Annotated in this window: 26 protein-coding genes; 19 read left to right on the top strand and 7 right to left on the bottom strand. The window is 72.3% G+C overall.

Annotated features, from left to right (window positions below):
• The first annotated feature begins 430 nt into the window (after positions 1 to 430).
• Entirely contained in the window at positions 431 to 2,962 is a 2,532-nt protein-coding gene (locus ACQEVC_RS06790; RefSeq protein WP_432891086.1) for an ATP-dependent Clp protease ATP-binding subunit, read from the top strand.
• A 64-nt stretch (positions 2,963 to 3,026) separates the two neighbouring features.
• Here ACQEVC_RS06790 and ACQEVC_RS06785 read toward each other — a convergent pair whose 3' ends face one another.
• Entirely contained in the window at positions 3,027 to 3,917 is an 891-nt protein-coding gene (locus tag ACQEVC_RS06785) for an A/G-specific adenine glycosylase (protein WP_432874269.1), read from the bottom strand.
• Between the two features lie 131 nt (positions 3,918 to 4,048).
• On the opposite strand from ACQEVC_RS06785, the gene ACQEVC_RS06780 reads away from it, so the two are divergent.
• The 3 genes from ACQEVC_RS06780 (at position 4,049) to ACQEVC_RS06770 (ending at position 5,958) form a co-directional block, all read left to right on the top strand.
• Positions 4,049 to 4,561 carry a glycine cleavage system protein R gene (locus tag ACQEVC_RS06780; protein ID WP_432874267.1) on the top strand — a complete coding sequence of 171 codons (513 nt, stop codon included), beginning with the start codon at positions 4,049 to 4,051 and terminating at the stop codon, positions 4,559 to 4,561.
• A gap of 20 nt (positions 4,562 to 4,581) precedes the next feature.
• On the top strand, positions 4,582 to 5,139 hold the full coding sequence (locus ACQEVC_RS06775; protein ID WP_432874266.1) for a peptide deformylase: 558 nt from the start codon (positions 4,582 to 4,584) through the stop codon (positions 5,137 to 5,139).
• 150 nt (positions 5,140 to 5,289) lie between these two features.
• The gene (locus tag ACQEVC_RS06770; protein ID WP_432874265.1) at positions 5,290 to 5,958 is read left to right on the top strand and encodes a hypothetical protein; all 669 of its coding nucleotides are present in this window, start codon (positions 5,290 to 5,292) and stop codon (positions 5,956 to 5,958) included.
• Positions 5,959 to 6,027: 69 nt separating this feature from the next.
• On the opposite strand, the gene disA is transcribed toward ACQEVC_RS06770, so the two are convergent.
• The 4 genes from disA to ACQEVC_RS06750 all read right to left on the bottom strand — a co-directional run bounded on the left by disA (position 6,028) and on the right by ACQEVC_RS06750 (position 10,714).
• Positions 6,028 to 7,209, bottom strand: a complete 1,182-nt coding sequence (disA, locus tag ACQEVC_RS06765) for a DNA integrity scanning diadenylate cyclase DisA (protein WP_432874264.1) — start codon at positions 7,207 to 7,209, stop codon at positions 6,028 to 6,030.
• A gap of 236 nt (positions 7,210 to 7,445) precedes the next feature.
• Positions 7,446 to 8,891, bottom strand: a complete 1,446-nt coding sequence (gene radA / locus ACQEVC_RS06760; protein ID WP_432874262.1) for a DNA repair protein RadA — start codon at positions 8,889 to 8,891, stop codon at positions 7,446 to 7,448.
• Between the two features lie 84 nt (positions 8,892 to 8,975).
• Entirely contained in the window at positions 8,976 to 9,695 is a 720-nt protein-coding gene (locus ACQEVC_RS06755) for a hypothetical protein (protein ID WP_432874260.1), read from the bottom strand.
• Between the two features lie 179 nt (positions 9,696 to 9,874).
• Positions 9,875 to 10,714: a UbiA family prenyltransferase gene (locus ACQEVC_RS06750; protein WP_432874258.1), complete on the bottom strand. Its 840-nt coding sequence runs from the start codon at positions 10,712 to 10,714 to the stop codon at positions 9,875 to 9,877.
• A 46-nt stretch (positions 10,715 to 10,760) separates the two neighbouring features.
• On the opposite strand from ACQEVC_RS06750, the gene ACQEVC_RS06745 reads away from it, so the two are divergent.
• From ACQEVC_RS06745 to ACQEVC_RS06730, 4 genes are all read left to right on the top strand, one after another.
• Positions 10,761 to 11,543 (top strand): methyltransferase domain-containing protein, encoded by a 783-nt coding sequence (locus ACQEVC_RS06745; RefSeq protein WP_432874257.1) that lies wholly within the window; start codon positions 10,761 to 10,763, stop codon positions 11,541 to 11,543.
• Between the two features lie 46 nt (positions 11,544 to 11,589).
• Positions 11,590 to 12,759 carry an acyl-CoA dehydrogenase family protein gene (locus ACQEVC_RS06740; protein ID WP_432874255.1) on the top strand — a complete coding sequence of 390 codons (1,170 nt, stop codon included), beginning with the start codon at positions 11,590 to 11,592 and terminating at the stop codon, positions 12,757 to 12,759.
• A 276-nt stretch (positions 12,760 to 13,035) separates the two neighbouring features.
• Positions 13,036 to 14,166, top strand: a complete 1,131-nt coding sequence (locus ACQEVC_RS06735) for a type III polyketide synthase (RefSeq protein WP_432874253.1) — start codon at positions 13,036 to 13,038, stop codon at positions 14,164 to 14,166.
• Between the two features lie 36 nt (positions 14,167 to 14,202).
• Positions 14,203 to 14,706, top strand: coding sequence for a hypothetical protein (locus ACQEVC_RS06730; protein WP_432874252.1), 504 nt, complete (start codon positions 14,203 to 14,205; stop codon positions 14,704 to 14,706).
• 74 nt (positions 14,707 to 14,780) lie between these two features.
• Here ACQEVC_RS06730 and ACQEVC_RS06725 read toward each other — a convergent pair whose 3' ends face one another.
• Positions 14,781 to 15,563 (bottom strand): hypothetical protein, encoded by a 783-nt coding sequence (locus tag ACQEVC_RS06725; protein ID WP_432874251.1) that lies wholly within the window; start codon positions 15,561 to 15,563, stop codon positions 14,781 to 14,783.
• A gap of 330 nt (positions 15,564 to 15,893) precedes the next feature.
• Between ACQEVC_RS06725 and ACQEVC_RS06720 the strand changes: the two genes are divergently transcribed.
• The 8 genes from ACQEVC_RS06720 to ACQEVC_RS06685 all read left to right on the top strand — a co-directional run bounded on the left by ACQEVC_RS06720 (position 15,894) and on the right by ACQEVC_RS06685 (position 22,421).
• Complete coding sequence (locus ACQEVC_RS06720) at positions 15,894 to 16,379, top strand: CarD family transcriptional regulator (RefSeq protein ID WP_007073334.1); 486 nt, start codon at positions 15,894 to 15,896, stop codon at positions 16,377 to 16,379.
• 65 nt (positions 16,380 to 16,444) lie between these two features.
• The gene (gene ispD / locus ACQEVC_RS06715) at positions 16,445 to 17,155 is read left to right on the top strand and encodes a 2-C-methyl-D-erythritol 4-phosphate cytidylyltransferase (protein ID WP_432874249.1); all 711 of its coding nucleotides are present in this window, start codon (positions 16,445 to 16,447) and stop codon (positions 17,153 to 17,155) included.
• A gap of 18 nt (positions 17,156 to 17,173) precedes the next feature.
• Complete coding sequence (gene ispF / locus ACQEVC_RS06710; RefSeq protein ID WP_432874247.1) at positions 17,174 to 17,650, top strand: 2-C-methyl-D-erythritol 2,4-cyclodiphosphate synthase; 477 nt, start codon at positions 17,174 to 17,176, stop codon at positions 17,648 to 17,650.
• Positions 17,651 to 17,749: 99 nt separating this feature from the next.
• Complete coding sequence (locus ACQEVC_RS06705; RefSeq protein ID WP_432874246.1) at positions 17,750 to 18,064, top strand: hypothetical protein; 315 nt, start codon at positions 17,750 to 17,752, stop codon at positions 18,062 to 18,064.
• A gap of 4 nt (positions 18,065 to 18,068) precedes the next feature.
• Positions 18,069 to 19,337 carry a DUF6973 domain-containing protein gene (locus tag ACQEVC_RS06700; protein ID WP_432874244.1) on the top strand — a complete coding sequence of 423 codons (1,269 nt, stop codon included), beginning with the start codon at positions 18,069 to 18,071 and terminating at the stop codon, positions 19,335 to 19,337.
• Complete coding sequence (locus ACQEVC_RS06695) at positions 19,334 to 19,759, top strand: hypothetical protein (protein WP_432874243.1); 426 nt, start codon at positions 19,334 to 19,336, stop codon at positions 19,757 to 19,759. The genes ACQEVC_RS06700 and ACQEVC_RS06695 overlap by 4 nt, the downstream gene beginning before the upstream one ends.
• 411 nt (positions 19,760 to 20,170) lie before the next feature.
• Positions 20,171 to 21,208 carry a tetratricopeptide repeat protein gene (locus ACQEVC_RS06690; protein ID WP_432874241.1) on the top strand — a complete coding sequence of 346 codons (1,038 nt, stop codon included), beginning with the start codon at positions 20,171 to 20,173 and terminating at the stop codon, positions 21,206 to 21,208.
• A gap of 109 nt (positions 21,209 to 21,317) precedes the next feature.
• Positions 21,318 to 22,421: a hypothetical protein gene (locus ACQEVC_RS06685; protein ID WP_432874239.1), complete on the top strand. Its 1,104-nt coding sequence runs from the start codon at positions 21,318 to 21,320 to the stop codon at positions 22,419 to 22,421.
• Between the two features lie 23 nt (positions 22,422 to 22,444).
• Here the strand turns inward: ACQEVC_RS06685 and ACQEVC_RS06680 are convergent, their stop codons facing one another.
• Positions 22,445 to 23,620 (bottom strand): homogentisate 1,2-dioxygenase, encoded by a 1,176-nt coding sequence (locus ACQEVC_RS06680; RefSeq protein ID WP_432874237.1) that lies wholly within the window; start codon positions 23,618 to 23,620, stop codon positions 22,445 to 22,447.
• A 94-nt stretch (positions 23,621 to 23,714) separates the two neighbouring features.
• Between ACQEVC_RS06680 and ACQEVC_RS06675 the strand changes: the two genes are divergently transcribed.
• The 3 genes from ACQEVC_RS06675 to ACQEVC_RS06665 all read left to right on the top strand — a co-directional run bounded on the left by ACQEVC_RS06675 (position 23,715) and on the right by ACQEVC_RS06665 (position 26,171).
• Entirely contained in the window at positions 23,715 to 24,572 is an 858-nt protein-coding gene (locus ACQEVC_RS06675) for a hypothetical protein (RefSeq protein ID WP_432874235.1), read from the top strand.
• A gap of 16 nt (positions 24,573 to 24,588) precedes the next feature.
• On the top strand, positions 24,589 to 25,794 hold the full coding sequence (gene fahA / locus ACQEVC_RS06670; RefSeq protein WP_432874234.1) for a fumarylacetoacetase: 1,206 nt from the start codon (positions 24,589 to 24,591) through the stop codon (positions 25,792 to 25,794).
• Positions 25,795 to 25,973: 179 nt separating this feature from the next.
• On the top strand, positions 25,974 to 26,171 hold the full coding sequence (locus tag ACQEVC_RS06665; RefSeq protein ID WP_318396792.1) for a DUF397 domain-containing protein: 198 nt from the start codon (positions 25,974 to 25,976) through the stop codon (positions 26,169 to 26,171).
• Positions 26,172 to 26,284: the final 113 nt, after the last annotated feature.

The following is a 26,284-nucleotide window of genomic DNA, read 5'->3' as shown; positions in this document are numbered from 1 at the left end:
GGTCGGTGATCCCGGTCGCTCCCCGGCCCGCCGCGTACCACTCCCGCGGGGGTCCTCCCCGCACGGCTCGCCGGTCCGGGGAACGATCATGCCGACCGGGGAACATCCTGGCGGCCCCGGCGTTGTCCACAACCAGTGGACGAAGTTGTCCACAGCCTGTGGATGACGCGGGGCTGCGTCGTCCGGGCAGGGGCTCGAATTTCGCTCTGCGCGTACAGCGGATGGTCTGGGAAGCATCGCTGAGCGTGGGCGGTTGGGAAAAACGTCGCGTACGTGGCTCATTCCGGGAACACACGACCTCAGGAGAGTCGGCTCGCGGCGATAGAGTAAGGGAGCACGGACGTCCGCCCCGGACGTCCGGGTGGTGGCCCCGCCACGATGCTTGGACCATCAAGATCGAGTGCGCACGGCACGTGAGGAGCACGAGGGCATGTTCGAGCGGTTCACCGACCGAGCGCGGCGGGTTGTCGTCCTGGCCCAAGAAGAGGCCCGGATGCTCAACCACAACTACATCGGTACGGAACACATCCTGCTAGGTCTCATCCACGAGGGTGAAGGCGTCGCGGCGAAGGCCCTGGAGAGTCTGGGGATCTCGTTGGAGGGCGTCCGCCAGCAAGTCGAAGAGATCATCGGTCAGGGTCAGCAGGCGCCGAGCGGGCACATCCCGTTCACGCCGCGGGCCAAGAAGGTGCTGGAGCTGTCGCTGCGTGAGGCGTTGCAGCTCGGCCACAACTACATCGGTACGGAGCACATCCTGCTCGGCCTGATCCGCGAGGGCGAGGGCGTCGCCGCCCAGGTCCTGGTCAAGCTCGGCGCCGACCTCAACCGGGTCCGCCAGCAGGTGATCCAGCTTCTCTCCGGCTACCAGGGCAAGGAGCCGGCAGCCGCCGGTACCGCGCCGGGTGAGGCCGCGCCGTCGACCAGCCTCGTGCTGGACCAGTTCGGTCGCAACCTGACCCAGGCGGCCCGGGAGGGCAAGCTCGACCCGGTCATCGGTCGGGAGAAGGAGATCGAGCGGGTGATGCAGGTGCTCTCCCGCCGTACCAAGAACAACCCGGTCCTGATCGGCGAGCCCGGGGTCGGTAAGACCGCGGTCGTCGAGGGGCTGTCGCAGCGGATCATCAAGGGCGAGGTGCCGGAGACGCTGAAGGACAAGCAGCTCTACACGCTTGACCTGGGCGCCCTGGTCGCCGGCTCGCGATACCGGGGTGACTTCGAGGAGCGCCTGAAGAAGGTGCTCAAGGAGATCCGGACCCGTGGCGACATCATCCTGTTCATCGACGAGATCCACACCCTGGTGGGTGCGGGTGCCGCCGAGGGCGCGATCGACGCGGCGAGCATCCTGAAGCCGATGCTGGCCCGTGGCGAGCTGCAGACCATCGGCGCGACGACGCTGGACGAATACCGCAAGCACCTGGAGAAGGACGCCGCCCTGGAGCGGCGGTTCCAGCCGATCCAGGTGGGTGAGCCGTCGCTGGCGCACACCATCGAGATCCTCAAGGGGCTGCGGGACCGCTACGAGGCGCACCACCGGGTGAGCATCACCGACGCCGCGCTGGTCGCGGCGGCGACGCTCGCCGACCGGTACATCTCGGACCGGTTCCTGCCGGACAAGGCGATCGACCTGATCGACGAGGCCGGTGCCCGGATGCGGATCCGCCGGATGACCGCGCCGCCAGACCTGCGCGACTTCGACGAGCGCATCGCCCAGGTGCGCCGCGACAAGGAGTCCGCGATCGACGCGCAGGACTTCGAGCGGGCCGCCCAGTTGCGGGACAAGGAGAAGCAGCTCCTCGGTCAGAAGGCGCAGCGGGAGAAGGAGTGGAAGGCCGGCGACCTGGACGTGGTGTCCGAGGTCGACGACGAGCAGATCGCCGAGGTGCTGGCGAACTGGACGGGTATCCCGGTCTACAAGCTCACCGAGGAGGAGACCTCCCGGCTGCTCCGCATGGAGGACGAGCTGCACAAGCGGGTCGTCGGCCAGGAGGACGCGGTCAAGGCGGTCTCGAAGGCGATCCGGCGTACCCGGGCCGGTCTGAAGGACCCGAAGCGGCCGTCGGGCTCGTTCATCTTCGCCGGCCCGTCCGGCGTGGGTAAGACCGAGCTGTCCAAGGCGCTGGCCGAGTTCCTCTTCGGCAGCGAGGACGCGCTGATCCAGCTCGACATGTCCGAGTTCCACGACCGGTACACGGTCTCCCGCCTGGTCGGGGCGCCCCCCGGCTACGTCGGCTACGACGAGGGTGGCCAGCTCACCGAAAAGGTGCGCCGCCGGCCGTTCTCGGTGGTCCTGTTCGACGAGATCGAGAAGGCTCACCCGGACGTGTTCAACACCCTGCTCCAGATCCTGGAGGACGGGCGGTTGACCGACGGGCAGGGCCGGATCGTGGACTTCAAGAACACGGTCATCATCCTGACCACCAACCTCGGTACCCGGGACGTGGCCAAGGCGGTCTCGATGGGCTTCCAGGCCTCTGAGGATTCCGACTCGAACTACGAGCGGATGAAGCAGAAGGTCAACGACGAGCTGAAGCAGCACTTCCGGCCGGAGTTCCTCAACCGGATCGACGACACGATCGTGTTCCACCAGCTCAACGAGGTCGAGATCCTGTCGATCGTGGACATCATGATCCAGCGGATCGAGACCCAGCTCCGCAACAAGGACATGGGGCTGGAGCTCACCGACAACGCCAAGAAGTACCTGGCGAAGAAGGGCTTCGACCCGGTGCTGGGCGCCCGGCCGCTGCGCCGGACGATCCAGCGCGACATCGAGGACAACCTGTCCGAGAGGATCCTGTTCAACGAGCTGACCCCGGGCCAGATCGTGGTCGTGGACTGCGAGGGCGACCCGGACAATGTCGACAAGTCCAAGCTGGTGTTCCGCGGCGCGGACAAGCCGGTCCCGGTGCCCGACGCGGTGCCGGCCGACCTCGGCAACACCGCCGCTGCCGGCGCGGACGAGTAGCCGAGCAGCAGCTCAGGTAACAAACGGTTCGGCCCGGTGGCAGTCGCCACCGGGCCGAATTCGTTCACGCGTCGGGGCGGCCCTCCCCGGCCAGCACGCAGGTGTCGTCGACCATCTCGACCAGGCCGTCCTCGATCAGCCCGGCCAGCGCCCGGGAGCGTTGCAGGTCGTCCGACCAGACCAGGTCCAGCCGGGCCCGGGGCACCGGGCCGGTCGCCTCGCGGAGTACGGCCAGCAGCTTGCCCCGGACCTGCCGGTCGGTGCCGGCGTACCGCTGCGGGCGGCGGGTCGGGCCGGACGGCGCGGTACGCCCCGACGCCCGCCAGGCGCAGCGGGCGGCCAGTGGACAGTCGACGCACCGGGGTGCCCGGGCGGTGCAGACCAGCGCCCCCAACTCCATGAACGCGGCGCTGGCCCGGGCGGCCCGCTCCGGTACCGCCGGCAGCAGCGCCTCGGTGGCGACCAGGTCGGCCGGACGGGTCGCCGGCCCCGCATCCGGCTCTCCGGCGACGGCTCGGGCCACCAGCCGGCGTACGTTGGTGTCCACCACCGGGTGCCGCTGCCCGTACGCGAACGCCGCCACCGCCCGGGCCGTGTAACCGCCGACGCCGGGCAGCGCCAGCAACTCCTCCAGCTCGGTCGGCACCTCGCCGCCGTGCCGCTCCAGCACGGCCACCGCGCACTCGTGCAGTCGCAGCGCCCGTCGGGGATAGCCGAGCCGCCCCCACATCCGGATCGCCTCGGCCGGAGTGTCGGCGGCCAGGTCCGCCGGCCGGGGCCATCGGGTCAGCCAGGCCCGCCAGGCGGGTAGCACCCGTACCACCGGGGTCTGCTGCAACATGACCTCGCTGACCAGGATCGGCCACGCACCGATGCCGGGCTCCCGCCAGGGCAGGTCACGGGCGTTCTCGTCGTACCACCGGATGGCGTCGGCGGCGAGCTGCGTTGTCGACATGGCACCGTCGATCCTGTCATGCCGGCACGGCCGGAGGCCGTGCCGGGCGCCGGTTGTGGGTTCGTCCCGGAGCGTGGGCCGGATGCCGGGCCGGGCCGCGGACGGAGCGGACGATCGGGCAGACTGCCCGGATGAACGAGCTCGCGATCACCGTCATCGGTCCGGACCGGCCCGGCATCGTGGCCGACGTGACGGAGGCGCTCGCCCGGGTCGGGGCCAACCTGACCGACTCGACCATGACCCGGTTGCGCGGGCACTTCGCGATGACGCTGATCTGCGTCGGCCCGTCCGATGTCGATGCGGAGGCCGCGCTCGCCCCGGTCGTCGCCGACGGCCCGCTGCTGGCGACGGTCCGCCAGGTCGGCGCCGAGGCGACGAGTACGCCGTTCGGCGAGCCGTACCTGATGGCGGTGCACGGCGCCGACCGGCTCGGCATCGTCGCCGCGTTGACCCGGATACTCGCCGAGGCCGGCGGGAACGTCACCGACCTGACCACCCGGCTGACCGGGCCGCTCTACGTCCTCCTCGCCGAGGTGGAGCTGCGGCCGGACACGGCCGAGGAGGTCGCCGTCCGGCTGGCCGAGGCGGCCGTCGGGCTGGACGTGGAGGTCACCCTGCGGCGAGCCGACTCGGACCTGCTGTGACGGCGAAGGACGATTCCGGGATGGCCGAGGACCGCGGCCTGGGCGACTGGAGACCCGAGCTGCTCGGCGACCAGGGCACGGTACGCCCGGTGGTGACCGCACCGGCCGGCGTGTTGAGCCGGATCGGTGCCACCGTCGACCCCTGCGACGACGAGGTGGTGCGGCTCGCCGCCGACCTGGTGGCCACCATGCGGGTCTCGCCCGGCTGCGTCGGCCTGGCCGCGCCGCAGATCGGGGTCGGGGCCCGGCTCTTCGCGGTGGACGTGACCGGGCATCCCAAGACCGTCACCTCGCACGGCACCTTCGTGCTCTGCAACGCCGAGGTCGTCGAGGCGAGCCGCTGGCGGCCGGGACGGGAGGGCTGCATGTCGGTACCCGACCTCACCGGCGACGTGAAGCGGGCCAGCCGGGTGGTGGTGCAGGGGGTCCTGCCCGGCACCGGGGCGGCGGTCCGGCTGGTCACCGACGGCTTCGAGGCGCGGGCGCTCCAGCACGAGATCGACCACTGTGCCGGCCGGCTGTTCCTGGACCGGGTGGCCGGTGCGCACGCGGTCTACCAGCGCAAGGTCTATCTTTGAGCGGCAGCGCCGACACGGCGTGCTGGGCCTCCGGCGCGTCGCGGGGGTCCGGGCCACGCGTGCCGATACGGTGAAACCATTATGCGTCTGACGGTTGGCCCCCTTCCGCCCGCCGTGTATTGGCGGCGTCGAGCCGTCGTGCTCGGCGCCATGTTGCTCTTCCTGATCGTGCTGCTCTACTCCTGCATCAACACAGGTGGGGCGGACGACTCCGGAAGGGATAAGACCGCCAACCCCGGGCCGTCGCCGAGCCTGACCCCGCACGTCGACCCGTCGGCGTCCGGCCCTCCCGACTCGGGCGTCCCGGAGTCGGGTGCTCCGGGCGGCGGCGAGCCGTCCGACGTGCCTCCGGCGGACGGGGAGGAGACCTCCGTCGAGCCGGCGGGTGGCGGTCAGGTGCCGACCGCACCGCCGCCGGTCGACAACGAGTGCACCGATCAGGAGATCTCGGTGACTCCGGTGCCTTCGCAGACCTCCGCGCAGCGGGGCGAGCCGATCGAGCTGCGACTCAGAATCAAGAACGTGTCCGACCGGACCTGCAACCGGAACGTCGGCGCCGACCTCCAGGAGCTCTACATCAAGTCCGGGGCCCGCAAGGTCTGGTCGTCGGACGTGTGCAGCGAGGTCCGGTCCAACGACATACGGCCGTTCCCGCCCAGCCACGAGAACGAATACACCATCTCCTGGAACGGGCGGGAAAGCTCCAAGTGCGCCAACCAGGTCGCCAACGGGCCCTATCCGGTGGCCGGCACCTACCAGCTCTTCGGCCGGCTCGGCAACAAGCTCAGCAACCCGGTCCGGATCACCATCACCGGCTGACCGGCGGCACCCTTCCGCCGCGCAGCACCGGCCGGTACCGATCGATCCGGCCGGTGCCGGCGGTCAGGATCAGACGTACCGCTCCAGGATGGACGCTTCGGCCAGCCGGGACAGCCCTTCCCGTACGCCCCGGGCGCGGGCGTCACCGACCCCGTCGACGGCCTGCAGGTCCTCCACGGTGGCGCCGAGCAACCGTTGCAGGCTGCCGAAGTGGCCGACGAGCCGGTCGACCACCAGCCCGGGCAGCCGGGGCACCTTGGCGAGCAGCCGGAAACCGCGCGGGCTGACCGCCGCGTCCAGCGCGTCGGAGGCACCCGGATAGCCGATCGCCTTGGCGACCGCGACCAGGTCGATCAGCTCGGTGGCGGTGAGCAGGTCCAGTTCGACCAGCGCCTCGTCGAGGGTCCGGGCCTTGCGCCCGCTCGGCAGGTAGTCGCGGATCACCAGGGTCCGGTCGGCGTCCACCCCGGCCATCAGCTCGTCGAGCTGGAGGGCGAGCAGTCGGCCGTCGGTGCCCAACTCGACCACGTAGCCGGCGATCTCGTCGGCGATCCGGCGGACCATCTCCAGCCGCTGCACCACGGCGACCGCGTCCCGTACGGTGACCAGATCCTCGATCTCCAGTGCGGAGAGGGTGCCGGAGACCTCGTCGAGGCGGAGCTTGTAGCGCTCAAGAGTGGCCAGCGCCTGGTTGGCCCGGGACAGGATCGCGGCCGAGTCGTCCAGCACGTGCCGCTGCCCGTTGACGTAGAGGCTGATGATCCGCATCGACTGGCTGACCGAGATCACCGGGAAGCCGGTCTGCCGGGCGACCCGCTCGGCGGTGCGGTGCCGGGTGCCGGACTCCTCGGTCGGGATCGCCGGGTCGGGCATCAGGTGCACGGCGGCCCGGACGATCCGGGTGCCGTCACTGGAGAGCACCACAGCGCCGTCCATCTTGCACAGTTCCCGGACCCGGGTGGCGGAGAACTCGACGTCGAGCGGGAAGCCGCCGGTGCAGAGCGTCTCGACGACCCGGTCGTAGCCGAGCACGATCAGGGCGCCGGTCCGGCCGCGCAGGATGCGCTCCAGCCCGTCCCGCAGTGCCGTGCCCGGCGCCATCAGCGCCAGGTTTGCCCGCAACGGGTCGCCGGTCGGCCCCGTCCCGTTCATGGTCATGCCGACGCCGACGGGACGGGCCGAGGTGCCGGCGCTGGTGCGGACAGGAGAAGCCGCGCTGGCGGTTCGGTTCGCGTCGCGGTCGATCGGCACTCGGACATTCTACGGACCGCCCTGCGTTCGGTGCTGTCGCGGTTACTGTGACGTGCCACTGTGCCTGCTTCCTCCCATCGGCGCGTCGTCGGTACCGTCTGGGACCCGCCGCGTAGTGTCCAGTTTGTAGCTGATTGGCAACCCTTGCCGGCCGTGGCCGGCCCGCCTTGGCGCAGGTGGCAACGGCCGTAAGCATGCCACGCGCTGGCCAACAGCAGCACGGTGTGACTGTATGGTTACTCAGCCGACACTCGCGCCACGGACTGCAGCGCCGATCGTACGTCGGTGACTTCCATCACCCGCATGTTCTCCGGAGCCACCCCGCTGGCGCTCGGCCCGCAGCCGTTCGGCACCAGGGCGTACCTGAAGCCGAGCCGGGCCGCCTCGGCCAGCCGGCGGGGCACGGCGGCGACCCTGCGCACCTCACCGGTCAGCCCCACCTCGCCGATCGCCACCAGGTTGGGTGCGATGGCCAGGTTGAGCCCGCCGGAGGCGACCGCCAGGGCGACGGCGAGGTCGGCGGCCGGCTCGACCACCCGGATCCCGCCGACGGTGGCGGCGAAGACCTCCCGGTCGTGCAGGGTCAGCCGCTCCGTCCGGCGTTGCAGCACCGCCAGCACCATCGCCAGCCGGGCGCTGTCCAGCCCGGAGACCGTCCGCCGGGGCGACCCGGCCACCGTGGCGCCGATCAGCGCCTGCACCTCGGTGACCAGTGCCCGCCGGCCCTCCATCGCCACCGTCACGCAGGTGCCGGGGACCGGGTCGGCGGAGCGGGTCAGGAACAGCCCGGAGGGATCGGCGAGGCTGCTGATCCCGCCCTCGTGCATCTCGAAGCAGCCGACCTCGTCGGCGGTGCCGAAACGGTTCTTCACGCCGCGCACCATCCGCAGCGAGGAGTGCTTGTCGCCCTCGAAGTGCAGCACCACGTCGACCAGGTGCTCCAGCACCCGGGGGCCGGCGACCTGGCCGTCCTTGGTGACGTGCCCGACGAGTACCGTCGCGACGCCCCGCTCCTTGGCGACCGCGACCAGGGCGGCGGTGACCGCCCGGACCTGGGTGACCCCGCCCGGCACTCCCTCGGTGCCGGGGGTGGAGACGGTCTGCACCGAGTCCAGCACCAGCAGGCCCGGCTTGACCGCGTCGAGGTGGCCGAGCACGGCGGAGAGGTCGTTCTCGGCGGCCAGATAGAGCTGGTCGTGCAGGGTGCCCATCCGCTCGGCCCGCAGCCGGACCTGGCTCACCGACTCTTCGCCGCTGACCACCAGCGACGGGCTGCCGGCTCCGGCCGCCCACTGCTGGGCCACGTCGAGCAGCAGCGTCGACTTGCCGACCCCCGGCTCACCGGCGAGCAGCACCACCGCGCCGGGCACCAGGCCGCCGCCGAGCACCCGGTCCAGCTCGGGTACGCCGGTCGGGCGGGCCCGAGCCGGGGCGGCGCTGATCGTGGCGATCGGCCGGGCCGGCTCGGCGGGCGCCCGGGAACTCACCACCCGGCCCGAGACGGTGGGGCCGGTGAGCGTCGACTCGACGACCGCGCCCCACTCGCCGCACTCCGGGCACCGGCCGACCCACTTGGGCGGCTGGTGGCCGCAGGCGTCGCACTCGTAGGCAGGGCGGGGGTCGCGGCTCGCGGCGCGGCCGCGCCCGGTGGCGGGGCGGGGCGTGGCTCGGCTGGTCGTCACCCGAGCACGCTAACCAATCCGTACGACGGAACCGGAACGACCCGGCCGGACGTCATGCCGGGCCGGGTCGTGACGTGCCGGGGGCTACTCGTGCTCCTCGTCCTCGCCGACGACCGGGGTACCGACCGGGGCCGGCGTGAACGGCACCGCGACCGGGGCCCGTACCGGCACCTGGGTGCCACCGAAGTCGAAGGTCAGCTCGACGTTGCCGCCCGGCGGCAGCGGCTCGGTCAGCCCGGAGAGCTGGAGCCAGTTGCCGACGGTCCTGTTCAGGATCACGAACCCGCCGGCCGGGATCCGGATCTCGGCCGGCAGCGTCGGGGACGCCGTGGGGGACGGGGTGGCGGCGGCACCCTCGGTCGGGGTCGCCGACGGCGAGCCGCCCGGCTCCGGGCTGCCCGAGGTGGCCTCCGGCGAGGGGCTGCCGGTGGTCGGCGACGGGCTCGGCGAGACGGTGCCGGCCGGGGTCGGCGCGGCCGAGGCGCCGGCCAGCACCACCGCACGGGCACCGGCGGAGCTGATCCGCACCGTGACGGCCTCCCCGGAGTCGTTGTAGAGGCCGACGTTCATCGGCGCGTCGGCACCGGCCGGATAGCCCTGGGTGTTCAGGTAGTCGATCGACAGGTTGCGGACCTTGAAGGTGTTGTCGGCCGACTGCGCGTTGGTGCCGACGCTGGTGGGCACCTTGGCGGCGGTCTCGGCGATCTGGCCCGCACCGCACCCGGACAGCAGCAGGGTGGCGGCGGTGGCCGTACCGGCCAGCACCGCAGCGGCTCGCCGAGCCCCCCTGATCGAGCGCGTCACCTGGTCCTCCTCTGTGCGATCCCGGTCGCCGTCGCGATCCCCGGGTCGGCGGAACGGGCACCGTGGCCGTACCCGGGCCCAACGGGCTCCAGGGTAGTGGGCGGTGATCGGCTCCCGTACGCCGACCCGGTATCCCGGCCCGGCCCGCGCGGGCGGTACCGGCCGGCGGCGGGGGTGGGTCAGACCACCCGACCGCTGGTCACCAGCAGCACCACATCGATCAGCGCGACGAGCATGACGGCCCGGAAGACGGCCACCGGGCGGTCACCCCGGGCGGTGGCGGCCCGGCTGGCGTACCAGCCGAGCGCCGGGACCACGGCGGCGACCGCGACCGCCGTCAGGCCGGCCCAGGAGGGCGGTCCGGGCGGCCCGACCACCAGGGTCGCGGTGGCCGCGAGCAGCAGCCCGGCGGCGGCCAGCCGGGAGCCGGCCGGGCCGAGCCGGTGCGGCAGGCCGCGCACCCCGGTCCGCTCGTCGTCGGCCAGGTCCGGCAGCACGTTCGCGAAGTGCGCACCGGCGCCGAGCAGCGCGCCGGCCGCGACCAGCCAGGCCGGCGGGGCCGGCGCGCCGGGCAGCCCGAGTACGACGACTGCCGGCAACGTCCCGAACGAGACCGCGTACGGCAGCACCGAGAGCGGGGTGGACTTCAGCGGCCAGTTGTAGAGCAGCGCGGAGACCAGGGCGAGGGTGGCCGCCCCGGCGGCGGCGAGGTTGAGGGTGAGCGCGGGCAGCGGGGTGAGCACGGCGGCCAGCACCCCTGCCGTGCCTACCAGCCGCCGGCTGATCATCCCGCTGGCCACCGGCTTGTCCCGGCGGCCGACCGCGGCGTCCCGGTCGGCGTCGAGCCGGTCGTTGACCCAGCCGATGGCGAGCTGGCTGGCCAGCACGGTGAGGGCCACCGCCGCGATGCCACCGGGCGGGTGGCCGACGCCCCAGGCGAGCAGGGCCGAGACGGTGGTCACCGCGACCGCCGGCTCGGGGTGGCTCGCCCGGATCAGCCCTAACACCACATGCGACATATGGGAAGTCTGGTTGTTACCGCTCGGTCGTGCCAGGCTCGATCACATGCGGACAGCGCGGACCAGGGCAGACGCCGAGGGCGTCGCGCCCGGCAGCCGGGTCCGCCGGCTGCCCCGCAACGATCCCCGGCAGTACGACGACCTCGCCGACCAGTGGTGGCAGCCGGACGGCGCCTTCGCGATGCTGCACTGGCTGGCCGACGCGCGGGCCGCGCTGGTGCCGCCGGCCGCCCGCCCCGGGGCGGTCCTGGTCGACCTCGGCTGCGGCGCCGGGCTGCTCGCCCCCCGGGTCGCCGGCAAGGGCTACCGGCACGTCGGGGTGGACCTGGTCCGCTCCGCGCTCGCCCAGGCCGCCGCGCACGGGGTCACCCCGGTGAACGGGGACGCCGGGGCGGTGCCGCTCGCCGACGGCTGCGCGGACGTGGTGGCCGCCGGCGAGGTGCTGGAACACGTACCGGACTGGCGGCGGGTGGTGGCCGAGGCGGCCCGGCTGCTCCGGCCCGGCGGCACGCTGGTGCTGGACACCCTCAACGCCACCGCGCTGAGCCGGCTGCTGGCGGTACGGGTGGCCGAACTCTTCCCCGGGGTACCGAGGGGGATCCACGACCCCCGGCTCTTCGTCGACGCCCGGGAGCTGGTCCGCGAGTGCGCCCGGCACGGGATCGCGCTGCGGATCCGGGGCATCCGCCCGGCGGTCTGGGGGACGGCACGCTGGCTGCTGCGCCGGGCCGTCCGGCGCGTCGACCCGGCCGGCGGAAGCACGCCACGGATCGTGCCGACATGGTCGGCGGAGGTGCTCTACCAGGGGTGGGGAGCCAGGCAGGGGTAGGGCGAGCGACAGCACCGGCCGACCGGCCGGTGTGGAAAGGACACGGATGACGGTGGACGCGCTCGCAGCGGCACGCCGGGTGGCGCCGAGATTCGCCGCCCGGGCGGCCGAACACGACCGGGACGGCACGTTCCCGGTCGAGGACTTCGCCGACCTGCGGTCGGCCGGGCTCCTCGGGTTGATGGTCCCGCCGAGGCTGGGCGGTCTCGGGGCCAGCTTCGCCGGGTACGCGGCGGTCGCCACCGAACTGGCCCGGGGCAACGGCGCGACGGCCCTGGTGTTCAACATGCACGCCTCGGTGACCGGTGCGCTCGGCGCGCTGACCGAGGAGCTGGCCGAGGCGCTCGGCGTACCGTCCGAGGCGCTGGCGGCCCGGGACCGGCTGCTCGCCGAGGCGGCTGCCGGCGCCTGGTACGCGGTGGCGATGAGCGAGCGCGGGGCCGGCTCCCGGCTGTCGAAGCTGACCACGACGTACGAGCCGGTGGACGGCGGCTACCACATCAAGGGGGCCAAGACCTTCTGCTCCGGGGCGGGGCACGCCGACGCCTACCTGGTGGCCGCCCGCAGCGTCGCCGACCAGTCGGTGGTGTCGCAGTTCCTGGTCCCGGCCGAGCCGGACGGGCTGCACGTCGAGCCGACCTGGGACGCGCTCGGGATGCGGGCCACCGCCTCGCACGACCTGCACCTGGACGTGACCGTACCGACCGACCGGCTGCTCGGCGGGGTGGAGGGGCTGGCCCTGGTGGTCGCCCAGCTCATGCCGCACTGGCTGGTGGCCAGCTACGCGGCCGTCTACGTCGGGGTGGCCCGGGCGGCGATCGACGCCGCCGTCGAGCACCTCACCGCACGCGGGCTGGACGGTCTGCCGGCGGTACGCGCCCGGGTCGGTCGGGCGGACGCGGCCACCGCCGCCGCCCGGCTGGCGGTGACCGAGGCGGCCCGCCGGGTCGACGAGGCGCCGGGCGACGCCGAGACGAACCGCTGGGTGTGGCGGGCGAAGCTGCTGGCCGGGACGACCGCGGCCGAGGTGGCGGCCTCGATGGTGGAGGCGGCCGGCACCTCGGCGACCCGGCGCGGCCATCCGCTCGAGCGCCTCTACCGGGACGCCCGGTGCGGGTCGCTGCACCCGGCGACCTCGGACGTCTGCGCGGACTGGCTCGGCATCGCCGCGCTCGGCGGCGACCCGGACCGGGACGCCGCGACCCCCAGGTGGTGAGGCGGCCGGTGACCGCGCCTTTTTCCACCTGAACCGCGCGGCGCTCACGCACCGGGTCCGACCTTGCGGTCCGCCGGGCCGCAAGGGGAGGTTGAGAAAGGTTCAGTGGGTACCTGATGGTGCGCGAGCCGGCCGCCCGGCCACCACAGGTCGGGTCGGGCCGTACCGCGATCGGGCGCGTTCGCCCCGGTGCGAGTCCCGAGGTCACGCTCGGGGGTTGGGCTCGGTGGGCGCGTGGAGCGTGCAGGGGTGCACGGTGTCGCGATCGGAGGACGCATGGGAAGCGGAAGCGGGCGGGACGGCTCAGGGGTGATCGTCGGCGTGGGTGTCGCGCTGCCGCCCACGGCCAGCCAGCAGGAGCTGTGGGCGGGCTTCTTCGCAAGGCACTTCTCCGGGGCCACCCGGGCGCTCGCCGAGCGGATCTTCGCCAACTCCGGGGTACGGCACCGGCAGGCGGCGGTGAATCCGCTGCTGGAGGACGTCTCGGACTGGCCGACCGAGCGTCGGATGCGTCGGTACCAGATAGAGGCGCTGCCGCTGGGCAAGGAGGCGGTCGGCCGGGCGCTGACCGACGCCGGCCTGTCGGCCGGGGAGATCGGCCTCTTCGTGGTCTGCTCCTGCACCGGGTACGCCACTCCGGGGCTGGACATCCTGCTGGCCCGGGACATGGGGATGGCCCCGGACACCCAGCGGATGTTCGTCGGCCACATGGGCTGTTACGCGGCGCTGCCCGGGCTGGCCGCGGCGAACGACTTCGTCACCGCCCGGGGCCGCCCGGCGCTGCTGCTCTGCGCCGAACTCACCAGCCTGCACATCCAGCCGTCGACGGCCCGGATGGACACCCAGCAGATCATCTCGCACGCGCTCTTCTCCGACGCCGCCGTCGCCGTCGTGGTCGCCCCGGGCAACCGTCCCGGGTACGCCGTCCGCGAGGTCACCGCCGTCACCGACACCTCGACGGCCGACCACATGACCTGGGAGCTGACCGACACCGGCTTCCGGATGGGACTGTCGCCGAAGGTGCCGCAGGTACTCGCGGCGCACGTCCGTGACCTGGTCACCGACCTGCTGGCCCGGCACGGCCGGCGGATCTGTGAGGTGGACGGCTGGGCGGTGCACCCGGGCGGCCCCCGGATCCTCAACGTGGTGGAGACGGAGCTCGGCCTGCCGCCGGAGGCGATGGCCGCCTCCCGGGCGGTACTCGACGAGTACGGCAACTGTTCGTCACCGACGTCCCTGCTCATCCTGGAACGACTTCGGCGGGCGGCCGTTCCACCCCGTACCGTGGTGATGCTCGCATTCGGACCCGGGCTGACCCTCTACGCGGCACTGCTGGACCGGCGGCCCGGGGCGGCGCGGGCGGACGGCACGCGGCCGGCCCACGAGGTCGGCCGGGGTGGCTCCTAGAGAGATCTCCGCCGGACCGGCGGGAGGAGGCGACCGGTGCGCAGGGTGGCGTTGACGATGGCGGCGGTGCTGCTGGTCGGGATCGGCGGCTGGTGGTCGGTCCGGTCGGCACCGGAGCCGGCCCGGCCGGGGCAGACCCGGGTCGGCGCACCGGAGGTGGCGCCCGGGATCGGTGGGGCGGACCTGGCCGGCGAGCGGAGTGGAAGTGCGGGTGGGCAGAGCCTGCCGCGTTTTCCGGACACGGTCTGGCGGGAGACGGCGACGCTGAACCAGCGCCGGTTCGTCACCTGGTCGATCGACACCCGGCCGGGTGGCCGCTACCTGCTCCAGTACGTCTGCCTCAGCCCGGGCGAGCTGCACATCCGGGTGCTCCGGGGGGTGACGGGGAGCTGGTCGAAGTCGGTGAGTTGCCCGGGACCGTTCGGCAGTGTGCAGCTCGTCGCGGCCGGTGACGAGCTGTCGATTGGCGCCCGGCGGCTGAACCACCGGCACGTGGAGATCGCCCTCCAGGTGGTGGCACTGTCCCGACCGGGATCGTGACGCGCCTGACGGGATCGTGACGCGCCTGACGGGGATCGTGACGCTGCCGGTTCAGGCCGGTTCGGGTGGGCGGCTCAGGCGGCGGTCAGCAGGCGGGGGAGGTCGGCCTGGTAGTCGCCCGGTGAGCTGAGTTCCGGCACGGTCCGGAGGAGCTGACCGGACCGGCTGGTCAGTACGGCGGCGGGGCTGCCCTTCCCGGTACCCAGGCGCAGCGCGGTCCGCAGCTCGGAGGTCGGGTCGGTCAGGAAGCGCGGCACCCCGCCGCCGGGCGGTGGCATGGTACGGGCACCCGGTTCGGTCCGGCGGGTGCTGACCGCCACCACGGCGACTCCGGGCGGTACGGCCCGGACGGCGGCGTCGAGATGCTCGTCGCAGGCGCAGCCGTCGATCAGGATGATCACGGCGGGCAGCAGGCTCCGCAGCGGGACCACCCGGCCGTTCTCGCCCACCAGGTCGAGTGCGGGCAGGGACTGCCCGGCGGCGACCGTCGGGCTGCCGGGGTTCGTCGAGGTGCCCGGAGTGCCGGGGGTGCTCCGGCCGGTGACGACCGGCCGGTGCGGGCTGGGCCAGGTGATGGCGAAGAGGCTGGTCAGGGTGGCCAGCAGGGCGACAGACATGATCAGCAGGGAGAGTCGCAGCGGGGCGGGGCCGGCGGTGGTGGTGGGCAACCCGAGGCACCTGCGCCATCCGTCGCGGCGGGCCTGTAGCCGCAGCTCGCGGCGCACCTGCGCGGCTTCGGCCGCCAGCTCGGCGGGATCGTCGGGGATGACGATCCGGCCCCAGTCGGCGGGCAGGTCGGGCACGCCGTCGAACGGGCCGTTGTCCGGGCGGCCGTCGCCGTCCGCCGACGTGCTCATGGCGCACCCCCTGGCTGCTCACCTGAGGTGTGAAACGGGCTCCGCTCCAGCCTCCCCCACCGGGGGGCGTACCGCTAGTGGGCGGCGGTGCCGGGTGCCGAAGAGATATGCTGGTGGGACCGCAACGCCCTACATCCGATTTTTCCGATCCGCCTTGTCGGCCGGTGATCCGTGTGTCACGCAGTGTGCCTAAATCCATGGATCGCTGCCGTGTCAAGCCGAAGAAAGACCTCTCACAGGGCCTCTGAGCTGCGCTAACGGTCAGGACTGCGGTGGGACATCGGTGCCTGAGCGTGTTACCCTAGACACAGCGAAAGGGGTTTCGAACCTATGGTTTTCAGTGTCGGCGAGACCGTTGTTTACCCCCACCACGGGGCCGCACTCATCGAGGCAATCGAGACTCGGGTCATCAAGGGCGAGCCCAAGCAGTACCTCGTCCTCAGGGTCGCTCAGGGTGATCTGACGGTCCGGGTGCCCGCCGAGAATGCCGAGATCGTGGGCGTGCGCGAAGTGGTCGGCGAAGAGGGCCTGGGCAAGGTCTTCGATGTCCTCCGTGCCCCGCACACCGAGGAGCCGACCAACTGGTCGCGGCGTTACAAGGCAAATCTGGAGAAGCTGGCCTCCGGTAACCCCCTCAAGGTGGCTGAGGTTGTCCGCGACCTCTGGCGCCGGGAGCGGGAGCGGGGCCTGTCGGCGGGCGAGAAGCGAATGCTCGCCAAGGCCCGCGACATCCTCGTCGGTGAGGTCGCGCTCGCCGAAAAGAGCACCAAGGACGAAGCGGAAACTCTGCTCGACAAGGTGCTCACCGAGGCATAGCCCCCACGCTGGCACTTTCCGCCGGTGCCTGCGAAGTACCCCGAAGAAAGTCCGAGGACCGCGACGTGACCGCGCAGCTCAATCCGCGCGGTGACGTCGCGGTCCTCGTTCCGGCTGCGGGTGCTGGCGTGCGGCTCGGGCCGGGCGGCCCCAAGGCGCTCCGCCGGATCGGTGGCGAACCGCTGCTGGTGCACGCCGTGCGGCGGATCGCCGCCGCACCCTCCGTGCACACCATCGCGGTGGCGGCGCCGCCGGGCGACGAGGACGCCGTCCGGGAACTGCTCGCCCCGGTCGCCGAGCTGACCGTGGTGACCGGCGGAGCCACCCGGCAGGAGTCGGTCGCCGCCGCGCTGGCGGCGGTGCCGGCCGGGCCGGAGATCGTCCTGGTGCACGACGCGGCCCGGGCGCTGACCCCGACCGCCCTGGTCGAGTCGGTGGCCGAGGCGGTCCGCGGCGGCGAGGACGCTGTGATTCCGGTGCTCCCGGTGGTCGACACGGTCAAGGAGGTCTCGGCCGCCGGTGTGGTGCTCGGCACGGTGGACCGGTCCGCGCTGCGGGCCGTGCAGACGCCGCAGGGCTTCCGGCGGGCGGTGCTCGCCGCCGCGCACGCCGCCGCCGTCGATCCGCTGACCGACGACGCGGGCCTGGTCGAGAAACAGGGGGTACGCGTCGCCTGCGTCCCCGGCTCGGAATACGCGCTGAAGATCACCCGTCCGTTCGACCTGGCCCTGGCCGAGCATCTGCTCAACGCGGTGCCGCTCGCCGGGCACCACTGATCGCCTACGCTTCCGCACATGATCCTTCCCCTGGTCGGTGTCGGCACCGACGTGCACGGGTTCGAGGCGGGCCGGGCCTGCTGGGTGGCCGGCCTGCACTGGCCCGGCCTGGACGGACTGGCCGGGCACTCCGACGGTGACGTCGCCGCGCACGCCGCCTGCGACGCGCTGCTCTCCGCCGCCGGCCTGGGCGACCTGGGCAGCAACTTCGGGGTGGCCGAGCCGGAGTGGGCCGGCGCCGCCGGGGTGGCACTGCTGGCCGAGACCGCCCGCCGGGTCCGGGCCGCCGGCTTCGAGATCGGCAACGTCTCGATCCAGGTGATCGGGGTACGCCCGAAGATCGGTCCCCGCCGCGACGAGGCGCAGCGGGCGCTGACGGCGGCGGTCGGCGCCCCGGTCACGGTCTCCGGCACCACCACCGACGGTCTGGGGCTGACCGGTCGGGGTGAGGGGCTGGCCGGCATCGCCGTCGCGCTCATCCACCGGCGGTCCTGAGTCGGGCGCCCCGCCGTTCCCGGTGGCGCGCCGTGGATTCTGTTGTCACGGATAACTACCATCTCCCTCGATGAGCCGCCGACGCCGGGGGTGGGTGCCGTGACCTATGTGAAACCCAAGTCGCTGGACGGAAGCGCGAACACGCTGATCGAGTTGGCGGGCCTGCTCCAGGCCGGGCGGCCGGAGCTGACCCTGTCGGGCCGGGTCGCGACCCCGAACGCGCACGAAGAGGTGGCCGACCGGACCAGGGTCTTCGCCGACTACGCGCACGACCAGTACCAGGACGTGGTGGCGTTGCTGTCGGCACTGTCGACGAAGCTCAAGGTCGCGGCCGCCGGCTACGTCAACGCCGACGCGTCGATCCAGCAGAAGGTCGACTCCTTCATCACCAACTCCACCTTCCGGCGGACGTGACGCCGTGGCGTACCGGACGGAGGTCAGGTACATCGAGGCGATGAAGCCGCACCTGGTCGACATGGCGGCCGAGGACTTCAAGCGCGTCGTCCGGCTGATCGAATCGGCCCTGCCGACCCTGGAGCGGGTCAAACGCGGGACCAGGTGGGCCGGTACCGGCAAGGAGCTGTTCGACCGCCGCCTCAAGGAAGCCGACCTGATGATGGAGGCGCTGCGCGACGGCTACCGGAAGGCCGGACGGGCGCTCGACGACTACGTGGACGCGCAGACGGAGGCCCAGCGCCTGGTCGGCGAGGGAGTACGGGTCGAGAGTGCGCTGGGCAGCCTGATCGGGCAGATCGGCGACCCCGGCCCTGAGCCGATGAAGGGTTGGGAGCACCTGCGCGCCCGGCATGCCGAGCTCGCCCGGGCCGGGGAGACCGGCATCGCCGAACAGATCAGGCAGATGCAGCCCGAGGCCGACCGGTTGTTCAACCAGGCGGGCGACTTCTACCAGCGGGCGATCAGGACCGAGACCGCAGCCCGGGGGTTGGCCGGAGCGGCGCTCGGAGCGGCCCGCGGCAACCTGCCCGACTTCCTGGCCAACAGTGGCGATGCGCGGGCCGTCATCGGTGCCGTCTCGGGCCTTCAACAGGAGATCCACCAGGCCGCTACCGACCCCAACGCCCGCCGGCCCGGCGCGGCGGTGATGGCCGAGTACCAGGTCGTGGAGGACCCCAACCGGGACAGGTTCCCCGATCCGCCGCTGAGCTGGGTCGTGGACCAGCGCCAGCTCACGGCGTCCGAGGCGGAGATCCTGCGGGAGTTGCAGCAGACGCGCGGCCTGCTGGGGCTACAGAAGTTCAAGGACATCCACGACGAGGCGTTCGCGGTGGCGGACGCGCGTTTCGCCTCGCCGGACCGGAACGACGACCACAACGACGCCTTCCGGCACGTGTACTGGAACGCGCGGCTGACCCAGGAGTTCGGCGAGGAGTGGACGACGCGCTACACGACGGCGCACGAGACCGTCCCGGGCAACCAGGCGGCACGCGAGGCCATGGACCTGTACAACAACGAGGTGGGCCGGGCTGTGGCGCTGGCGAACCCCGGCGTCTCACCCGAGGCGTTGGCCGACAGGGTGCAGGAGGCCGTGCAGCAGGGACGTACGGTGGTCATCGGTCGGGACGGCAAGCTGGACTACAGCGACCAGCTCACCATCCCGGACACGGGCCAGCCAGCCAACACGACCCTGCCGGGGCATCCCCAGCCGCAGAAGAAGACCGGATCGTGATCCGCAGGCGGACGATGCTGGTGGCGGCAATGGTGCTGCTGCCGGTCTCCGCCGTGGCGGGCTGTGCGAAGGAGAGCCGGACGATGACACCGCAGTTCGACGAGGACCTCGACGCCAAGTTCGCCGAGTTGCGGGCCAGTGGCGGCTCCGCGCCGCTGCGCACGCTGACCTCGTTCGACTGGGACGCCGTCTACTGCTACTACGAGGGCGCGACGGCCAGCGAGGTCAACGGCGACGTCGGCGCGGCCGTACTGGAGCCCGGCAGCCGGCTGATGGTCTCCGGCGCCCTGGCCGTGTTCACCAACGGCGGCGGGGTGGTCAAGGCCCTGGTCATCCCCGAACTCACCTTCACACCAGGCAGACAACCCGCCGGCACCACCACCGTCGTCGACAAGGGAATGACCCTGGCGTCTCCGAATTAGTTCTCGGAGATCGTGGCGAACTGGGGTCAGCGGCAAACCGTCGGTCAGTGATCGCCCCCCGATCCGTGTGGCAGCACGGGCGCGGGGGCGCTGCCCTGCGCCGGGCTCCGGCGGGAGTCTCTCTGACGGGATCCCATCGAGGTTTCGCGAGCGCGGAAGCCGAGCCGGGCTCGGGTGCGGGAAGCCGTCCGACCAGGTGACCGGGGGTGTTAAGGGACCAAGCCTGACGCCACGGGGGGAGCGCCAGGCTTGGTCCCGTCTACGGTACCGCGCATCGGGCGGCATGGGGAGTGGGCATTCGGCGGGTCGTCGGTCAACTGGCCGGTGGCGGCCCGTCAACTGCCCGGGGAGTGGGTGTTCGGCGGGTCGGGCGTGAAGATCCGGCGGGACAGTGCCGGATAGGCTCGGCCCGTGTCCAGCGACGCCGATTCCGACCAGTCCTCCTCCGCCGAAGGGTACGTCCAGCGCGCCGAACTGCTCGCCGAACTCGGCCGGTACGACGAAGCTGCCGCCGAAGTCGGGTTCGCGATCGCGCTCGACCCGTCGAACGTGCGTGCGCTGGTCATGCTCGCGATGGTCAAGCTCGCGGCCGAGAAGCCGGAGGAGGCGCTGAACGCCGCCGACTCGGCCGTGGCCGCCGCCCCGGAGCTGATCCATCCGCTGGTGATCCGGGGACATGCCCTGGCCGACCTGCGCCGGTTCAAGGAAGCGGCGGCGACGGCCGACGAGATCCTCGCGCTCGGGCCGGACGACGCGTACGCCCAGCGCAGTGCGGCGGCGATCCTGGGTGAGTCGCGTAACGGACAGCAGGCGTTGAACGCCGCGTGGCGTGGTGTCGAACTGGCGCCGGAGGATCCGCAGGCACACCTGGTGCTGGGCCTGGTGGCAGCCAGGATGCAGATGTTCGACCTGGCCGAGCGGGCGTACCGGGAGGCGCTGCGGCTCGACCCCGAGCTGGCGGCGGCCCAGCACAACATCGGAGTGATCCGGCTGGAGCAGCGGCGCTACTCGGAAGCGCTGGAACACCTCGCGGACGCGGCGGCACTGGAGCCCACCAGCCGGGACGGCGCCCGGGCAATCGGCGGCGGACTGCGCCAACTCCTGATGTACGGCGCCGGCTACACCATCGTGGTGTCGGTGCTGGTGGCCTGCCTGGCGGCGGCGAACCCGGTGTCGTCCCGGCTCTGGGCCGGACTCGCGGCGGTGACCGGCGGCATCCTGGTCTGGCGGTTCGCCAAGCGGGTGCCGAACCTGGGCCGGGGACGGCTGCCTGACCTGATCCGTTCCGACCGGCTGCTCGCCCTCGCCGTCTACGGCGTGATCGCCGGGCCCTGCCTGATCCTGCTCTACGCGATTCTCGGCACCCCGTGGCCGCTGGTACTGGCGATCGCCGCCACCGCCGCGACCGAACTGGCGGTGCTCTTCGGCTGGTCGCCCGACCGAGACTGACGGCATGATCCGTATCGGACGGCGTGGATGAACGGGTAGAGTCCGGGACAGTACAGAACATCCCACTTCTTTTCGGCTTGCCCGTGCCGACCGGACGATCGGGGGTGCGATGGCTCGGCAGTGGACCCAGCGGTGGAGTCGCCGGCTCGGTGTGACGGTGTGCGGGGTGCTGGTGCTCGCCGGCTGTACGGAGGAGACCGGGCCGGAACCCCCGGCGCCCAAGGTCACCGCCCAGGAGGTCGAACAGCGACTCACCGAGCACCTGTCCCGCGCCGTGAACGGGGCGCTGGAACCCGAGGCGCAGGCGACCGCGCCGACCCAATCCCGCACGGTGGGCTGCGGCGACCTGCCCGGGGGCGGCCCGACCTGGGGTGTCCGGCCGCGAGCGGAGCTGACGGTCTCCGCCGGTGCGAAGGCCGGGAAGTACCTCGACGACGTGGACACGTGGATGATCCGCGAGGGTTTTGGCGAACGTACCAAGCGGTGGCGGGTCGACACGCCCGCCGACGTCCAGGAGATCACCGGCGAGCACGACGACGGCACCGAGTTGCTCATGGAGATGGCTCGGGACAGTGGGAAGTTCACCGTGGGATTGACCGGGCCGTGCACCTGGCCGCCGGATCGGCCCGGCGGGCCGCCGTCCTCCGGACAGCTTCCACCCCTGCCGGCGCCGTCCGGCCCGACGTCGACCCGCAGCGAGGATTCCGTCGACCCGTGCCGGTCGCCGAAGCTCTATGTCTACAACAACACCTCCCGACCCTTCGCCGGCCGCGGCCCGCATCTGATGGCGCTGGTCAGGTATTCCGACGAGCGGGAGATGGAGTACGCCGAGATACTCCTGCCTCGCGGCTGGGAGCCCCGGTACGAGCCGGGCACCTCGGAGCGGAACCTCGATCAGGTGCAGCTCCTGGTCTGCGTACGGGTGGCGGCGACCCGGGACTCGCGCAAGGACGTCACCTGCAGCTACGCGAGTGAATCGGCCCTCCTGGCCGGTGGTACCCCGTTCACCTTCGACCTGTTCGAGAGCGTCTACCACGTCACGGTGCGGGAGGCCCGCAGCGGCAGGATGGTCAGCGAGTTCACCGTGCCGGGGCGGCAGGGCGCCGAGGACAGCTGCCCGTTTCGCATGAACTACAACCGGAAGCTGGCCCGGGGCATCGACGAGACGGCCTTCCAGCGCAAGCTCCGGCCCCTGGTCGAGGCGCGCCGGTGACGGGGTCGCCGGCGCGGTAGGGCTCAGCCGGTGGTCCGGCCGGACCAGGTCCAGGCGTATCCGGTGTCCTCGCAGGACAGTGCCGGACCGCAGAGGTCGAGCGGGCGGAAGGTGTCGACCATGACGGCCAGTTCGTCGAAGCTCTCCGCCCCGATCGCCCGCTCCGGGGCGCCGGGCTGCGGGCCGTGGGTGAAACCGGCCGGGTGCAGCGAGATGGAGCCCTGCTCGATCCCGGAGCCGCGCCGCGCCTCGTAGTTGCCGCCGGTGTAGAAGAGCATCTCGTCGGAGTCGACGTTGTGGTGGTTGTACGGCACCGGGATCGCCAGCGGGTGGTAGTCGACCTTGCGGGGCACGAAGGAGCAGATCACGAAGTTCGGGCCCTGGAAGGTCTGGTGCACCGGCGGGGGCTGGTGGAGCCGGCCGGTGATCGGCTCGAAGTCGTGGATGGAGAACGCCCACGGGTAGAGGTGGCCGTCCCAGCCGACCACGTCGAACGGGTGGTTGGCGTAGACGTGCCGGGTCCAGCCCCGGCGGTGCTGGACGTACACCTCGACGTCGGTCTCCTCGACCAGCAGCGGCGCCTCCGGGCCGCGTACGTCCCGCTCGCAGTAGGGGGCGTGTTCGAGGAACTGGCCGCGTACCGAGAGGTAGCGCTTGGGCGGGCCGATGTGCCCGGACGCGGAGATGGCGAGCATCCGCAGCGGCTCCGGGGCGACCGGCACGATCCGGTAGACCACCGAGGTCGGGATGATCACGTAGTCGCCGGCGGTCACCCCGAGCACCCCGAAGCCGGACTCGACCCGGGCGGCGCCGGACTCGACGTAGAGGCACTCGTCGCCGACCGCGTTGCGGTAGAGCGGGGAGGGCTGGTCGGCGACGACGTACGAGATCCGGACGTCGTCGTTGGCCAGCAGGTGCTGCCGGCCGAGGATCGGGTCGGTGCCGGCACCGCCGTCGAGCTTGTGGGTACGCAGGTGGCGGGGCTTGAGCGGCAGGTTCGGCACCCGCTGCCAGGCCGGCGGGGTGAACTCCTCCGCGGCGACGATCGCGGTCGGCAGATAGCGGTGGTAGAGCAGCGACGAGTCGGAGGAGAAGCCCTCCTGCCCCATCAGCTCCTCGGCGTAGAGGCTGCCGTCGGGCTGCCGGAACTGGGTGTGGCGCTTCCGGGGAACCTCGCCGACGCTGCGGTAGTACGGCATGATCGCCTCCCTTTTGTCCCAGTCACCGGCCGAAAACGTCCGATAATCGGACGGTGTTGTCCGCTAGTCGTAGCGTCCCGTAAGTTCTCTGTTCGTGTCAACGCAGGTGCCCCGGCTCTTCGCCGGGCTGGTCGACGACGCCGCCGTCTTCCCGCCCGGCAGCGCCACGCTGCCCGAGGCGGTCGCCGCGCACCGCCGGCACCGGGGCGCCTGGTACGCCCCCCTGGTCGGTCCCCTGCTGCTGCCCGCCTCGGCGTTGCCCGAGCTGCCGGCCCTGCTCGGCGACGACGAGCGGATCGACGTCGGCGTGATCGGCGACGTACCCGTGCCGGAGCTGTACGCGCTGCGCGAGCGGACCGACCCGCGGATCCGGATCCGGCAGGTCGAGATGGCGGTGGCCAAGCGGGGCGAGGACCCGCTGCCCGGGCTCGCCGCCCTCGCCCGGCTCCCCGCCCACCTGGACGACGCCGACGTCTACGCCGAGATCCCGCTCACCTGGGGGCTGCTCGGCGCGCTCGACCGGCTCGCCGACGAACGGGCCGCCGGCAAGCGGATCGCGGCCAAGTTCCGTACCGGCGGGCTGGCCGCCGAACTCTTCCCCACCCCGGTCGAGCTGGCCGCGGTGATCGGCGCCTGCCGGGACCGGAAACTGCCGTTCAAGCTCACCGCCGGGCTGCACCACGCGATCCGGCACATCGACCCGGAGACCGGCTTCACCCACCACGGCTTCGTCAACATCCTGGCCGGCACCGCCGTGGCCTGCGCCGGCGCCGAGGTGGCCGAGGTGGCCGAGACACTGGCCGCGACCGACCCGCTGCCGCTGGTCGAGGCGGCCCGGTCCCGGCGGGAGCAGAACCGTCCGCTCTGGATCGGGTTCGGCTCGTGCAGCGTGCTGGAACCGCTGATCGACCTGGTCCGGCTGGGACTGGTGAACGGAGGCTTCGAGCCGTGACAGTGGGGGAGCGCGCGTGACCTGGGTGGCGGAGGCGGCGGGATCGGCGTACGGGGTGCACAACCTGCCGTACGGTGTCTTCCGGTCGGCGGGGCGGTCGCCCCGGATCGGCGTACGGGTCGGGGATCTCGTCCTCGACCTCGACGGTGCGGAGGCGGCCGGGCTGGTACTGGCCGGTGACGCGCTGCGGCAGCCGACCCTGAACGCGTTCCTGGCGCTCGGCCGGGCACAGTGGACCACCGTCCGGGCCAGGATCGTGGAACTGCTGACCGACGAGCGGCACCGGGCGGCGGTGACCCCGCTGCTGGTCCCGCTCGACCGGGTGGAGCTGGTGCTGCCGTTCGAGGTCGCCGACTACGTCGACTTCTATTCCTCCGAGCACCACGCCAGCAACGTCGGGAAGATCTTCCGGCCGGACGGGCGGGCGCTGCTGCCGAACTGGCGGCACCTGCCGGTCGGCTACCACGGCCGGGCCGGCACGGTGGTGGTCTCCGGTACCCCGGTGGTCCGCCCGACGGGCCAGCGCGGTACCCCGGACGGGCCGGTGTACGGGCCGTCGACCCGGCTGGACATCGAGGCCGAGGTCGGCTTCGTGGTCGGCGTACCGTCGCCGCTGGGCGAGCGGGTCGGGGTGGCCGACTTCGCCGCGCACGTCTTCGGGGTGGTGCTGCTCAACGACTGGTCGGCCCGGGACATCCAGGCCTGGGAGTACCAGCCGCTCGGGCCGTTCCTCGGCAAGTCGTTCTGCACCTCGGTCTCGCCCTGGGTGGTGCCGCTGGAGGCGCTGGCCGACGCCTGGGTACCGGCTCCGGCCCAGGAGCCGGCGGTGCTGGACTACCTGCGGGACGTACCGCACCTGGGGCTGGACCTGCGGCTGACGGTGGACTGGAACGGCACCCGGGTCAGCGAGCCGCCGTTCGCCGGGATGTACTGGACGCCGGCCCAGCAGCTCGCGCACCTGACGGTGAACGGGGCGGCGCTGCGTACCGGCGATCTCTACGCCTCCGGCACGGTCTCCGGCCCCCGCCGGGAGCAGGTCGGCTCGTTCCTCGAACTGACCTGGGGCGGGGCGGAGCCCGTGACGCTCTCCGACGGCTCGACCCGGACCTTCCTGTCCGACGGTGACACGGTCAGCATCGGCGCCACCGCGCCGGGACCGGACGGCAGCACCGTCGGCCTCGGTGAGGTCGTCGGGACGATCGCCCCGGCCCGCACCGACTGAGGCTCGGCGTCCGCACAACCGGTGTCCAGCCGGCGTTCAGCCGGGTCCCGCACAGCCGGTCGGACGGAGTGTGCGATCGACCGGCCGAGCCGAGTAACAGGATTGCTCATCGCGCGTTGACTTACCCGGGCGGGGACAAACCCGTCATCAGGTGTGATTCGGCTTGAAAGGGTACAAAGATGTTCAACGCGGAAGTTGCTCGCTGGCGCAAGAGCAGCCGTTCCAACGACCAGGGGCTCTGCATCGAGGTGGCCGACAACCTGCCCGGCGTGGTCGGCGTGCGTGACTCGAAGGACCCCGACCCGGTGCTGTCGTTCGAGCCGGCCAGTTGGGCGGCGTTCGTGGCCGCGACCAGGACGGGCGCGTTCGGGAGCTGATTGAACCGCGCGGTTCCGAGCACTGCCGGGACCGCGCGGTCACGGGGAACCTCGCCCCGGTACGGCGCCGGGCGGTGAGGCAGTTCATACGTCGCGCTGTCACGTTCTGATCA

This window comes from Plantactinospora sp. CA-294935 (assembly GCF_050936445.1).
In the GTDB taxonomy this organism is placed as follows: Bacteria; Actinomycetota; Actinomycetes; order Mycobacteriales; family Micromonosporaceae; genus Plantactinospora.
This window is presented reverse-complemented; position numbering and strand designations above follow the sequence as displayed.

What these genes read in the sequence shown, in the direction of transcription:
- ACQEVC_RS06740 (WP_432874255.1), top strand. Translation starts at nt 11,590, where the DNA reads ATGACGGTGGACGCGCTCGCAGCGGCACGCCGGGTGGCGCCGAGATTC.
- ACQEVC_RS06685 (WP_432874239.1), top strand. Translation starts at nt 21,318, where the DNA reads ATGGCTCGGCAGTGGACCCAGCGGTGGAGTCGCCGGCTCGGTGTGACG.
- ACQEVC_RS06770 (WP_432874265.1), top strand. Translation starts at nt 5,290, where the DNA reads ATGTTGCTCTTCCTGATCGTGCTGCTCTACTCCTGCATCAACACAGGT.
- ACQEVC_RS06665 (WP_318396792.1), top strand. Translation starts at nt 25,974, where the DNA reads ATGTTCAACGCGGAAGTTGCTCGCTGGCGCAAGAGCAGCCGTTCCAAC.
- ACQEVC_RS06745 (WP_432874257.1), top strand. Translation starts at nt 10,761, where the DNA reads ATGCGGACAGCGCGGACCAGGGCAGACGCCGAGGGCGTCGCGCCCGGC.
- ispF (WP_432874247.1), top strand. Translation starts at nt 17,174, where the DNA reads ATGATCCTTCCCCTGGTCGGTGTCGGCACCGACGTGCACGGGTTCGAG.
- ACQEVC_RS06790 (WP_432891086.1), top strand. Translation starts at nt 431, where the DNA reads ATGTTCGAGCGGTTCACCGACCGAGCGCGGCGGGTTGTCGTCCTGGCC.
- ACQEVC_RS06725 (WP_432874251.1), bottom strand. Translation starts at nt 15,563, where the DNA reads ATGAGCACGTCGGCGGACGGCGACGGCCGCCCGGACAACGGCCCGTTC.
- ACQEVC_RS06785 (WP_432874269.1), bottom strand. Translation starts at nt 3,917, where the DNA reads ATGTCGACAACGCAGCTCGCCGCCGACGCCATCCGGTGGTACGACGAG.
- ACQEVC_RS06750 (WP_432874258.1), bottom strand. Translation starts at nt 10,714, where the DNA reads ATGTCGCATGTGGTGTTAGGGCTGATCCGGGCGAGCCACCCCGAGCCG.
- ACQEVC_RS06680 (WP_432874237.1), bottom strand. Translation starts at nt 23,620, where the DNA reads ATGCCGTACTACCGCAGCGTCGGCGAGGTTCCCCGGAAGCGCCACACC.
- ACQEVC_RS06735 (WP_432874253.1), top strand. Translation starts at nt 13,036, where the DNA reads ATGGGAAGCGGAAGCGGGCGGGACGGCTCAGGGGTGATCGTCGGCGTG.
- ACQEVC_RS06780 (WP_432874267.1), top strand. Translation starts at nt 4,049, where the DNA reads ATGAACGAGCTCGCGATCACCGTCATCGGTCCGGACCGGCCCGGCATC.
- ACQEVC_RS06775 (WP_432874266.1), top strand. Translation starts at nt 4,582, where the DNA reads ATGGCCGAGGACCGCGGCCTGGGCGACTGGAGACCCGAGCTGCTCGGC.
- ACQEVC_RS06720 (WP_007073334.1), top strand. Translation starts at nt 15,894, where the DNA reads ATGGTTTTCAGTGTCGGCGAGACCGTTGTTTACCCCCACCACGGGGCC.